We start from the raw sequence: 11,659 nt of genomic DNA on the forward strand, positions 1-11,659 counted from the left end.
TGTCGGACCTCGGTGACCGCTCGGATCAAAGCGGCGCGAAGTCGTCCGGAACCTCGGCGCCGTCGCGGAGGCGCCGCAGGTAGTAGCGCACCCCCGGCGCGTGGGCGGCGCCGACGATCAGGTGCACCTCGGTCGCCGCCTCGTTGTGGTAGACGGCGTAGTCGGCCATGCGCTCGTTGCGCGCGTGCGAGACGAGTTCGAGCTCGGGGTCGTGGCCGCGGAGCCACTCGCGCTCGAGCGGCTGGGGGAGAAACGCACGCTCGTAGTAGCGCATCAGCGCGCCGAGTCGCTCGGGGTCCTCGGCGGCCGCGTTGCTCAGTCGGAAGGCCTCGTAGCTCTCGCCGGTCGCGGCCGCGGCGTGGTCCGTCAGGAACCCGGCGGCCACGTCGCCGAGCGCGCGCTCGAAGCGGTCGCCGTACACCGCGCCCCCGGACTCGACCAGCGAGAAGACCGCCTCCCGGAACCGGTCCGCGGCCGCGGTGAGGTCCTCCAGCACCGCGTCGACGCCGGTCTCCGACAGCGCGTCGAGGTGCGTCTCGACGTCGCGGTCGGCACACTCCCGCAGCGCCCACCGGTAGTCGTCCATCTCGCAGACCGCGGGGAAGTCCTCGAAGTAGAGCGGCCGGATCCCCTGCTCGCAGTAGACGGTCGCGCCCCGGTCGCGGAAGCGCTCCACGTGCCCGCGGAGAGCGTCGCGCTCGGCGTCGGTTCCCGCGTGCGTGACGCCGTGGACGTGGAAGGCGTGGCCGTCGACGGTCACGCGCCAGCCGGGCAGCCCGTCGTCCGCGGGCCGCGCCGCCTGCCGGCGTCGCACCGCCTCGGCCCATACGGGCTTCGCCTCGAAGTACGCCTCGTGGGGCGTGGCGACGCCGAGTCCGTCGGCCAACTCGGCCAGCGAGGTCGCCTCGCGGATCGCCGCGACGCGCGGGTCCGCCGGGTCCGAGACCATGGTGGACGTTCACACGCATTGGTGGTGTATCTGTCGCGGTCGCGCACCGGTTCCACACCGCCGTCGACGGTCGACGGCGACCCCCGGAGTCGACAGAAGGTATTTGTCCGCGTGCCAGAAACGACCGGGAGCGACGATGTCCCCGACCAGACGCGCCCTCCTCGGTAGCGCCGCCTCGCTCGCGGCCGCGGTCGCCGGCTGCGGCGGTCGCGGCGGCGCCGACACGACTCCCGCCGACCGGGCCTCTTCCGGTTCCGTCTCGGACCCAGAGGTGGTCACGGCCCGCAACCCGACCCCGGACGAGCCGGTCCTTCTGGACCCGACGGGCGGCGACGCCGCGGGCGACGCGGCCGGAACCCCGTCACCCCTCCGGCGCGAACTCGTCACCGATCCCGACCGCGCCGCGGCGCTCGTCGTCGCCGACGGCGTCCCGGAGGCGGACGCCGCGGCCGTGCGGTCGTTCGTCGACGCGACGGAGTTCTCGACCGAGACGCTGTTCGCCGCTCCCTCCCGGATCCGTTCCTGTTACCGGCTCCGGATCCGGTCCGTCTCGTGGGAGCCAGGGCACGCCGAGTACTCCTACTGCCGCGAGCTCCGGCCGCCGGAGGCCGCCTGCGAGGACGGGGAGCGCGACCGGCTGTTGGTCCTGATCCGGATCCCCGCGGCGCTCGAGGACGAGCTGAACGGCTCCGGCGCCAGCGGGCGAACGCCGTGCCGGGCCGTGGACACGGACTATGACACCATTACCACGACGCCGGAGGGGGAGGTGCCGTGAGCGACCGCGGACTCACCAGACGCGAGGCCCTGCGGACCGGGGGTGCAGCGACGCTCGGGGTCGCGCTGGCGGGCTGTGGTCGCACCCGGCAGTCCTACTGGGACGATCCGCCCTCCTTCGACGCGGCGGGGCTCGCCGACGTCACCGACGCGGCCGTCCCCACCCGCCCGGACCCGATGCCGATGCGGCTCCCCGAGGAGCGCGTCGCGGCGCTCTCCGACCGCGTCGGGGCGCTGCTGTCGCCGATCCCGGACCCGCTCACGTCCGAGATCGTCCCGAACGGCACGATCAGGGCGGCCATCGTAGACGCGCGGGAGGCGGCCCGCGACGCGCGGCGCCGAATGGGGGATCTGCGGGGAGACGCGCCGACGCTCTCCGTCGTCGAGGCCGGCGTCGACGCCTGCGCGCAGGCGGCGCGGGCGGCGGGCTGTTGGGCGGCGATCCACGCGGACAGGGACCCCGACGAGGTGACCCTGACGCGGTCGACGGCGCTCGGGCGGATGGACGACCTCGGCAACGCGCTCCCGGACGCCGCGAGCGGCCCGCAGGCGGGCGTCGTCGCCTACGCGCCGCCCGAGCGGTGGGCCGGCGTCACGCGCCGGCGTCGGCTCGTGACGCCTGGGGCTCCGTCCGCGGCGGCGAATCCCCTACGTGCCGGACGGGCGACCTGCGACCTGGAGCGGACGCGAGCACAGGCCGCCGTCGGGGACGACCTCCGCGAGCGCTACGTCGCGTCGCTGTCGGACCCCGTGGCCGTCGCGGAGCCGATGCGGGCGGCCCTCTCGGCGCTCGCGCCGCGCGTCGAGGACCGGTTCCGGGCGATGCACGAGGGGGACACCGAACGCCCGAGGTCGTACCCGGACGTCGACGCCTACCTCTCCCGGGACGTGCCTCGGGACCATCCCGGTCGCGGACTGCTCGTGGACGCTTTCGGGGACTTCTTCGACTTCGCCCGGTTCGCGCCGGTCGCGTGGCCGGCGTTCGACCCGCCGCACCCGGCGTGGACGCTGCGGGCCACCCACCGGTCGCTCGCGACGCTGTCCGCGTTCGACGCGATCCGCGCACGGATCGACGACGGCGACGACCTGTTCCCGGCGGACGCCGCGGCGGTCGCCGACGCCCGCGAGGCGGCGCTGTCCGCGGTGCGTGCGCTGGTCGAGTCCGAGGCTTCCCTCGACCGCTGGACGGCGTGGCGCCTGACGCCGGCGTTCTCGTCGCCCGACGAGACGTTCGCGTCCGGTCCGGATCCGGACCGGCGCGCCGTCGCGGAGGCGTTCGGCGAGTACGTCCGGATCGAGGCGGTCGCCCGGGCCACGCCCGACGCGACCGCGAGCGTCGTCGACGCGCTCGGGGACTGAGCCGGGTCCGTCCGGTCGCCCGACCCCGAGACTTATGAGTCACGGAGCGGTCGACCGACTATGGACGAGAAGCGATTCGTGGTCACCCTCTTCGGCATGGCGGTCGGCCTCGCCGTCGGCTACATGGCCTACCGGTTCGTGGCCGCCCTGACGGTCGCCACGTTCCTTTACTACTCGACGAGGCGGTTCCACCGCGGGTTGCGCCGGCTTCGGCTGCCGATCCGAGTGCGCGCGATGTTGACGCTGTCGCTCGTGTCGGTGCCGCTGCTTCTGGTGTTGACCTATACGGTCGTGCTGATGGTCCTGGAGCTGCGGCGGTTCATCGACCAGTACTCGCTCATCGCGACTTCCGGGGCGAGCGTGGCGTGGATCGAGAACGTGGGTGAGCTGCCGGAACCGACGTTCGAGGGGATCGTGCAGGCGTATCAGGCCGGGCGGTTCGATCAGGTGATCCAGTTTCTCGCGGAGAACGCGACCCTGTTGACGGAGCTAGTGACGGGGTTCTTCCTCAACCTGCTCGTGATCGTCGTCATCACCTACTACCTGCTCGTCGACGGGGGGCGGATCCGGTCGTGGCTGCTGAAGTTCGACGACGACGCCGTCGTGCGGGAGTACCTCGAGGCTGCCGACCACGAACTGGAGGCGGTGCTGTTCGGCAACCTGCTCAACGTCATCGCCATCGCGCTCATCGCGGTCGCCTCCTACATGGGGTACAACGCGCTGGTGCCGGAGGCGGTGCAGGTTCCGTATCCCGTCCTCGCCGGCGTGTTGACCGGCGTCGCCAGCCTGATTCCCGTCGTCGGAATGAAGGTTGTCTACGTGCCGCTGGCAGCCGCGACCGCCGTGCCCGCTCTCCTCGAGGGCAACACGGAGCTTTTGGCCTACGTCGTCGGCTTCCTCGTTGTCGCGGTCGTCGTCGTCGACACGATCCCCGACCTGGTCCTGCGCCCGTACCTCAGCGGTGAGACGACACACGTCGGCCTGCTGATGTTGGCGTACATCCTCGGTCCGGTCGTGTTCGGCTTCTACGGGCTGTTCCTCGCGCCGATCCTGCTGGTGCTCGCGATCACGTTCGCGCAGACCGCGCTGTTGCGACTGCTCGGCGAGCAGCCGGCCATCGAGCGACTCGACGAGGCGCAGCGCCAGCTGGACGAGTTCGTGTCGACGGACCAGTCGGCCGACTGATCGCCGGCCTCGAGCGCTCTGACGCGGACGGCTCGGGAAACGCCTCGTCACCGCCGGCCTCGGTCAGAACGGACGGATCGGCGCCGACGGTCAGGCTCCGCCCGGACCGCCCACACCGTCCTCGCGCAGGTCGAGTTCCGTCTCGAACACCGACCGGACGGCCGCAACCGTCCGGTCGTCGTGACTCGCGGGATCGAAGTGGTAGTGCGCGCGCGCGTCGCTCGCCGCCACGACCTCGGTCAGCCGGTTCAGGAACCGGCGCGCCGACTCCGCGTCGACGTGCGCGAGCAGGTCGGTGACGGAGTCCAGACAGACGACGGCCTCCGCGTCGGACCCCTCCCAGGCGGTCAACTGGTCTTCCAGCTCCAGCCCGAGCCCGACGAGGTCGGTCGGTTCGCCGATCGTTCGAACGGACGGGACGCCGGGCGGGCCGGCGTCGGGATCGCTGCCGCTCGCGGCGGCGCGCGTGAGGTCGCCGACGCTTATGACGGCGCTGTCGGCCACGTTCCCGGCCGTCTCGCCGACGACTTGCGCATGCCAGCGCGAGGGTGCGGTCCCGTACGTCACGCCGAGCACGTGCCGCGGCCGGTCCCGTGAGTTCCCCAGCAGGCGGCTGCAGGCGGCGGACTTTCGGTCCCCCTCTCGGGGAGCGGTGAGGAGCACGTTCGAGGGGGTCGGCGGCGCGTCGGTCCGCGTCTGACTGTCTCGGGACATCGGTCGTCACTGTACCCAGACGTTTCCAGTTTGTTAAACCTTACAACGGGTCTGACGCCCGTCAGACGCCCGCTTCCGTTCGATCTTCCGGCATCCGGGGATTGAAGCACTCCGGGGAACGGGATGTGGGCATGTCGTCGACCGCCTACGAGGAACTCCGGGATCGATACGCCGGCGCGGCCGCACTGGAGAGCGCCCGCGGCGTGCTCTACTGGGACCAGCAGACGAAGATGCCGAGCGGCGGGACTCCCGCCCGATCGAAACAGCTCTCCGCGCTCTCGTCCGCGCACCACGAGCGACTGACGGACGAGCGCGTCGGGGCGCTCCTCGCCGACCTCGCGGAGGAGGACCTCTCGGACGAGGAGGCCGCGGTCGTCCGCGAGATCCGCCGCGAGTACGAGCGCGCCGCCGAGGTTCCCCGCGACCTCGTGGAGCGGCTGACGACCGCGCAGTCCGACGCACAGGAGACGTGGCAGGACGCGAAGGCGAACGACGACTTCGACGCCTTCGCGCCCACGCTGGAGGAGCTTCGAGAACTCCACGTCGAGCGGGCCGGGCACGTCGACCCCGACGCGGCGCCGTACACGGTGATGCACGAGGACGCGCTGCCGTACATCGACCTCGACACCGTCGAGTCGGTGTTCGCTGATCTCCGCGAGGCGCTCGTCCCCCTCATCGAGCGTATCGAAGCCGAGGGCTGCGAGCTTGCGAACCCCTTCGCCGAGGGGGAGTACCCCGAGGACGACCAGATGGAGCTCTCCGAGCGCGTGCTCGACGCGGTGGGCTATCCCGAGGACCGCGGCCGGCTCGACCTCTCGCCGCACCCGTTCACGTCCGGGAACCAGTTCGACTGCCGCGTGACGACCCGGTTCAAGGACGACCCCGTCAAGGGGTTCATGGCGACGCTCCACGAGTACGGTCACGGCCAGTACAACCTCGGGCTCCCGCAGGAGGAGTTCGGCTCGCCGCTCGGGATGGCGCTCGGCTCCGGCGTCCACGAGTCGCAGTCGCGCTTCTGGGAGAACCACGTCGGCCGCACGAAGGCGTTCTGGGAGGGCTACCTGCCGGAGGTACAGGACGTCTTCCCGCACCTCGGCGACGCCACGCCGCAGGAGGCCTACGAGGGCGTCAACCGCATCTACCCGGACAACACCATCCGCGTCGAGGCGGACGAACTCACCTATCACATGCACATCATCCTTCGGTTCGAGACCGGCCGCGAGTTCGTCCGCGGGGAGATCGACGCCGACGAGATCCCCGCGGTCTGGAACGACCGGATGGACGAGTACCTCGGCGTCGTCCCCGAGACGGACGCGGCCGGCTGTCTGCAGGACATCCACTGGTCGAGCCGCTTCGCGGCGTTCCAGGGGTACACGATCGGCAGCGTGCTCGCCGCGCAACTCGACGCCGCGATGCGCGAGGACCTCGACGACGTCGACGGGAAGATCCGCCGCGGCGAGTTCGCGCCCCTGCGCGAGTGGATGACGGAGAACGTCCACCGGCACGGCCGCCGCTACCCCAGCGACGAGCTGATCGAGCGCGCGACCGGCGAGCCGCTCACGGCCGACTACTTCGTCGACTACGTGGAGGAGAAGTTCGAGGCGCTGTACGACCTGTGAGGTGACGGGAGTCGCCGAGCGAGCCCCCAGACTGTTCCGATTCCCTCAGTTGTTTCGTGCGACCGCGACGCCGACCGCGACGAGGAGCGCCGCGACCGCGACGCCGACACCGAACCCGGGGGCGTCGTCACCGGAGGTTCCCGGCTCCGTCCCCGTCGGCGACGCGGTCGTCTTCGGAGCGCCGTCCGTCACCGCCGTCGTCTCTCCTTCCGCCTCCAGGCGCTGGCTCGCCAGCCGCTCGCCGTCGTGGCTGACGACAACCTCCTCCGCGTCCGCGCCGGGCGTGATCGAGACTGAGAAGCCGGCGACGCCCGAGGGCGGGAGCGCCACGTCGGCCTCGGCGGTCGCGCCCCCCGCGGCGACGGTGACCGTCTCCCACGGCGGGAGCGTGGTGTCCCCGCGGACGAACACCTCCTCGCCGTCGGCGGCGCGCTCGACGGTCACGTTCGACGCCGTGCCCGGGCCGGCGTGGAACGTGGCGTTGCCCGCGCCCGCGCAGGCGTCCCACTGTTCGGCCGCCTCGCAGTCGAGTCCGAGTCGGACGTCGTAGAGGCTCGCGCTGTCGCGCAGGAGGTCGTCCTCGTGTTGGCCGAACGCGGCCGGGTCCGAGAGGTCGACGGCGATCACGTAGGTCCCGTTCGCCGGGCTCGCGAGCACGCGGCCGGTCGCGTTCGCGTCGAACGGCGTGACGTGGTTCACCGGGAGCGAGGGACCGATCGAGACGGGGTCCTGGTCGATCCGCAGCGCCGCGGAGCGGTTGGCGCCGTCGCCGTCCCCGCTCCCGGCCCTGCCGAGGCGGGCGCCGAGACGCTCGCGGACCGTCTCACCGTCGCCGTACCTGGCCGCCGCGTCCAGCCCGTCCGCCTCGACGACGACCACGAGCGCCTCGTCGTAGGCCACCCACGGCCCCTCGGCGTCGGCGATGCGATCCTCGGCCGGCGCGGACTGGGCCACGAGGGTTCCGTTCTCCCGTGCGGTCGCGAACTCCTCGAGCGCGCCGTCACCGAGGGCGCTCGGGCCCGCGGCCCACTCGGCGGGCGCCCGGTAGACGGAGACGTCCTCGACCCGCGGCTCGCCGACCGTCAGCCGCGCCGGCCACGACCCCGGAGTCCGGAGTTCGTAGGCGCCGGCGTCGAGCGAGGCGTCCCCGTGGAGAGTCACGTCGGCCTCGGTCGCGCCGACGCCGGCGAAGGCGTCCGTGCCGTTCTCGTAGGTGTCGATCCGGAACCGCGCGTCCTCTCCCTCCGCCGCCGCGCGGAGGTGAAGCGTCGCGATCGGTTCCTCGGCGGCGTCGCCGTCGACAACGGGGTGGATCGTCACGTTGCGGCGGTCGCTGTCGGTGGGGGTCTGGACCGCGACCTCGGTCACGTCGCCGGCGGCGAGACGGTACTCGTCCTGGTCGAAGAGGACGCCGTTTCCGGAGCCGGCGCCCGCCGCGGCCCCGGCCGCGGCCGCGCACACGAGCAGGGCGGCGACGAACGCGGTGAGCACGCTGGCGCGAACGCTTCGCTGGTCGACGGGAGTGGAGGGCTTCATACGTCAGATCTGGCGACCCATCGATCAAAAAAGTACGGTCGCGGTTCGGGTGGTCGCGGTCCCGGCGGCTGTGGTCCGGGCGGCCGCGCTCCCGGGGGTGCGGCGCTACTCCTCGGACGCGTCCGCCTTCCGCTCCTTCACCGACTTGATGAACGAGTCCGCCGAGACGCGCTTCTCGCCGATGGCCGCGCCAATGAGGCCGCCGACCGCGCCGCCGCTGCTCGCGAAGTTTTTGTTGATCAGTCCGCCGACGAACGCGCCGACCGCGGCGCCGATGGCTGCGTGGCGAGCACGTCCGAGCGCGAGTTCCAACTTGGATCCCATATGTCGCTTATCGGGCGACAGGATGATAAATCCATCCCCCGACGGCGGATCGCAGTGGCCGCTTCAGATAACGTCGTCCGGGTCGTGGACCTCGCGCATTCGCCGCGCTTCGGCCGCGTACTGCTCCTGCAGGTCGGGGTCGTCGACCGCTCCGAGGTCCCTCTCGCCCACCTCCACGGCTGCGGTCGTGTCGCGCACGTCCGAGAAGGAGGTGAGCGCGCGCTCCTTCCGGTAGTAGCGGTCGCCCTCCGGCGTGGCGTAGGTGAGGATGATGAGGTTCTGTTCGTCGTCGGAGTAGGTCCGCTCGACTAACCAGACGCGGACGCCGTCGTCGGCCATGCCGTGGGTTCGAGCGGTCGACGGAAATGGCTGCCGGCGGCTCCCGCGGTCGGTGCGGCCGCCGGGCGAGAGCACGGTCCGAGCCGGATATTCTGTATCGCGATATGCAGTTTATTCGTTTTTGCTCCCGACCGTCCGCGATTCTACTTATTTCGTTTGTCTCTGCAAGACAAGGCAACAAGCAGAAAGATTATTTATCTGGTACGTGACGCAGCACCCGTGAATTCGGTCGACTCAGATCGCGGTGACCGCGGCGCATGGGCGCTTCCCCGGGGTGATCGCGGTGGCTGACGCCTACGCGTGGAGCCGGAAGTCGCTCGACGAGCTGGTGGCGTTCTACGAGCGGGAGATCGGCGACGCGATGGTCAGCGAGGGGCTGGACCCGACCGCGGACCGGCCCTCCTACGAGTGGCTCGCCGACCGCGGCTACTCGGGCATCGCGTACGCGCTCCGCGAGCAGCACGACCTCACCCTCTCGGAGTTCCTCACGGAGTGCGTGGGCGTCGACCCCCCGGAGTCGGACGGCTACGACTGGGGGATCGGCGACGACGCGACCGTCGACCGCCTCGAGCAGTACCTCGACTCGCGGTCGCGGCGGCACAACCTCGCGGACGCGACGATCCGGTCGCGGCGGTCGCGGCTCGCGCGCTACGCCCGGGAGTACGAGCGCCTCCACGGGGACGCGCGGTTGGTCGAGCGCGCAGGGGCGATGGAGAACCAGCCGGCGGAGATCGACCGTGCCATCGCGGTCTTCGACGCGCTCTCCCGCGACCTGGAGAGCCCCGACTCGAAGTTCGCGCACCTCACCGACGTGAACGACTGGTACCTCTGGCTCCAGAACCGGACGCTCGCCGCGTTCAACCCAATGGTCAACGTCCGCAACGAGTTCTCGAAGGGGTGGCGCGCGGAGCGCGAGGAGCGCTCCGGGACGAAGCCGGCCCTCTCGGCGGCGCAGGTCCGGCGGCTCCACCGCGCCGCGGAGTCCGACGCGGAGCGGTTCATGGTCGTCGCACTGGGCGCGTGGGGGCTCCGGCGGAGCGAGGTCGCGTCGCTGCACGTCTCCGCGATGGATCCCGAGCCCGACCCGCCCCGGCTGACGTTCGCGGAGCGCAAGAACGGGCCGGGCACCGTGCAGGTGCTGTTCGGGACCGAGGCGTACGCCGACCGCGTCGCGGCGCTCGAGGAGGGCGAGGGCGGCGACCGGGAGTGGAACGGCTACCTGTTCCCCTCCACGAGTTCCGCGTCCGGCCACATCGCGCCCGGGACCGTGAACAACCGCTTCGACCGGCTCGCGGAGCGCGCGGGCGTGACGCTCGATGGAGAGCGTCCGACGCCCCACGCCTGCCGGCGGTTCTGGTACAACGCCTACCTCCGGGCGTCGCGGGCGGCGCTCGAACAGGCGTCCGTCGTCGGCGCCGAGCAGGGGAGTTCCTCGGCACAGGTCGTCCTGGAGAACTACATCGACGAGGAGCAGGCGCTGGCGATGCGCCGCGAGCACATGCGAGCGACGCTCGCGGAGGCGTTCGACGCGGACGGCGGATAGCCGCGGCGTTCGGCGCCGAGCGGCGCCTCGGGCGGAACGCGGTCGGCCTCACCCCTCGAGGAGTTCGCGCGCGTCGGCGATCGTCCGCAGATGAGTCCCGGGGGAGCAGGCGTCGAGCAGGTCCGTGAGCGCCTCCAGCGAGACCGGGCAGAACTCGAGCACGTCGCTGCTGACGTTGACGCGCCGGTCGTCATAGGACACGAACGGGTAGGCGTCCGTGTCGTTGTTGTGGATGTGACCGTGGATCACCCAGCCGTCCCAGTCGTCCGGTACGTCCGCGGGCCGGTGCGTGCAGTGGAACCGGTAGTCGTCCTGTTCCAGCGTGCACGACTCTAACACCGGGAACGGCGCCGCCTCGGCGTCGAGGCCGATGTCGTGGTTCCCGCGGACGAGCAGGTCGCCGCCCAGTCGTTCGAAGTAGTCGACCGTCTCGGCGCCGTCCCGCATGTCCATCGCCACGTCGCCGAGGTGGACGAGGAGGGCGTCGTCCTCGACCGTCTCGTAGTGCCGGTTCAGCAGCTCCCCATCCATCTGGCCGACGCTGGTGAACGGGCGGTCGCAGTACTCAATGATGTTCGCGTGACCGAAGTGGTGGTCGGAGATGACGTATCTGGTCATGAGCGGATCACCGGCCGTCGAGCAGTCTGGACCCGGTCTCGTCGGGGAGGTCGCTCTCCTCGATGCGGTCGACGACCCGGTCCACGTCGTAGCCGGTGCGGTGGAGGTCCACGGACCGGTCCTCGGGATGGAGGACGGCGTAGGCGGCGCCGGCGGTGCCGTCGCGGGGCTGCCCGACGCTACCCGGATTGACGATCAGGCGGTCGTCGACCGTCGCCTCGTGCTGGACGTGGGTGTGTCCGATCACGACGCCCGCGCGGTCGTCGAGGTAGCGCCTGAGGGTCGGGAACTCGCCCGGATGGACGTACTTGTCCTGGTGTTCGGGATGGTCGTGGACGAGGAGGTACTCCTCGGCGAGCGTCGCCGTCCGCGGCAGGGCCGCGAGCCACTCCCGCTGTGCCGCGGACAGCTCCGCCTTCGCCAGCTCCAGGCCCGCTTCGGCCATCCGGTTGGCCCGGTAGCGGTGCGGCGTCTCCACGTTCCTGTCGTGGTTGCCCTGCACCACCGCGTCGCAGACCTCGCGGACGCGCTCGACGCACTCGGCGGGCCAGGGGTTGTACCCCACCACGTCGCCGGCACAGACCACGGCGTCGACCGGCGGCATGTCCGCCAGGACCGCTTCCAGCGCCGGCAGGTTCGCGTGCACGTCCGAGATCAGGCCGATCGGCATGGTCCCCGCTTCGTCTCTCGGACCAAAAG

12 protein-coding genes are annotated in these 11,659 nt (G+C 71.4%); 5 read left to right on the top strand and 7 right to left on the bottom strand.

The genetic code is table 11. The annotated features are described in order from the left end of the window. Positions 1–25: 25 nt before the first annotated feature. A complete protein-coding gene (locus tag ACZ432_RS02095) occupies positions 26–949 on the bottom strand; it encodes a hypothetical protein (protein ID WP_426963131.1) in 924 nt (307 codons plus the stop codon). Positions 950–1,085: 136 nt separating this feature from the next. Between ACZ432_RS02095 and ACZ432_RS02100 the strand changes: the two genes are divergently transcribed. From ACZ432_RS02100 to ACZ432_RS02110, 3 genes are read left to right on the top strand one after another with little or no spacing between them, the layout of a single operon-like run. Next, positions 1,086–1,724 carry a hypothetical protein gene (locus tag ACZ432_RS02100; RefSeq protein ID WP_426963130.1) on the top strand — a complete coding sequence of 213 codons (639 nt, stop codon included), beginning with the start codon at positions 1,086–1,088 and terminating at the stop codon, positions 1,722–1,724. Beyond that, the gene (locus ACZ432_RS02105) at positions 1,721–3,082 is read left to right on the top strand and encodes a hypothetical protein (RefSeq protein WP_426963129.1); all 1,362 of its coding nucleotides are present in this window, start codon (positions 1,721–1,723) and stop codon (positions 3,080–3,082) included. Before ACZ432_RS02100 ends, ACZ432_RS02105 begins: the two co-directional genes overlap by 4 nt. A 60-nt stretch (positions 3,083–3,142) precedes the next feature. Continuing rightward, positions 3,143–4,267 carry an AI-2E family transporter gene (locus tag ACZ432_RS02110; RefSeq protein WP_426963128.1) on the top strand — a complete coding sequence of 375 codons (1,125 nt, stop codon included), beginning with the start codon at positions 3,143–3,145 and terminating at the stop codon, positions 4,265–4,267. Positions 4,268–4,357: 90 nt separating this feature from the next. Here the strand turns inward: ACZ432_RS02110 and ACZ432_RS02115 are convergent, their stop codons facing one another. Then, positions 4,358–4,981 (bottom strand): DUF7504 family protein, encoded by a 624-nt coding sequence (locus ACZ432_RS02115; protein ID WP_426963127.1) that lies wholly within the window; start codon positions 4,979–4,981, stop codon positions 4,358–4,360. Positions 4,982–5,112: 131 nt separating this feature from the next. Here ACZ432_RS02115 and ACZ432_RS02120 point away from each other — a divergent pair, with 131 nt between their 5' ends. After that, complete coding sequence (locus tag ACZ432_RS02120) at positions 5,113–6,600, top strand: carboxypeptidase M32 (RefSeq protein WP_426963126.1); 1,488 nt, start codon at positions 5,113–5,115, stop codon at positions 6,598–6,600. A gap of 45 nt (positions 6,601–6,645) precedes the next feature. Here the strand turns inward: ACZ432_RS02120 and ACZ432_RS02125 are convergent, their stop codons facing one another. The 3 genes from ACZ432_RS02125 to ACZ432_RS02135 all read right to left on the bottom strand — a co-directional run bounded on the left by ACZ432_RS02125 (position 6,646) and on the right by ACZ432_RS02135 (position 8,799). Next, positions 6,646–8,136: a PGF-CTERM sorting domain-containing protein gene (locus tag ACZ432_RS02125; protein ID WP_426963125.1), complete on the bottom strand. Its 1,491-nt coding sequence runs from the start codon at positions 8,134–8,136 to the stop codon at positions 6,646–6,648. A gap of 105 nt (positions 8,137–8,241) precedes the next feature. Next, positions 8,242–8,460, bottom strand: coding sequence for a glycine zipper domain-containing protein (locus ACZ432_RS02130; RefSeq protein ID WP_426963124.1), 219 nt, complete (start codon positions 8,458–8,460; stop codon positions 8,242–8,244). Positions 8,461–8,523: 63 nt separating this feature from the next. Then, entirely contained in the window at positions 8,524–8,799 is a 276-nt protein-coding gene (locus tag ACZ432_RS02135; protein ID WP_426963123.1) for a hypothetical protein, read from the bottom strand. Positions 8,800–9,082: 283 nt separating this feature from the next. Here ACZ432_RS02135 and ACZ432_RS02140 point away from each other — a divergent pair, with 283 nt between their 5' ends. Next, positions 9,083–10,342: a tyrosine-type recombinase/integrase gene (locus ACZ432_RS02140; protein WP_426963122.1), complete on the top strand. Its 1,260-nt coding sequence runs from the start codon at positions 9,083–9,085 to the stop codon at positions 10,340–10,342. Positions 10,343–10,390: 48 nt separating this feature from the next. On the opposite strand, the gene ACZ432_RS02145 is transcribed toward ACZ432_RS02140, so the two are convergent. Then, positions 10,391–10,960 carry a metallophosphoesterase family protein gene (locus ACZ432_RS02145; protein WP_426963121.1) on the bottom strand — a complete coding sequence of 190 codons (570 nt, stop codon included), beginning with the start codon at positions 10,958–10,960 and terminating at the stop codon, positions 10,391–10,393. 7 nt (positions 10,961–10,967) lie between these two features. After that, on the bottom strand, positions 10,968–11,630 hold the full coding sequence (locus ACZ432_RS02150; RefSeq protein WP_426963120.1) for a metallophosphoesterase family protein: 663 nt from the start codon (positions 11,628–11,630) through the stop codon (positions 10,968–10,970). Positions 11,631–11,659: the final 29 nt, after the last annotated feature.

The organism is Haloparvum alkalitolerans (assembly GCF_055381565.1).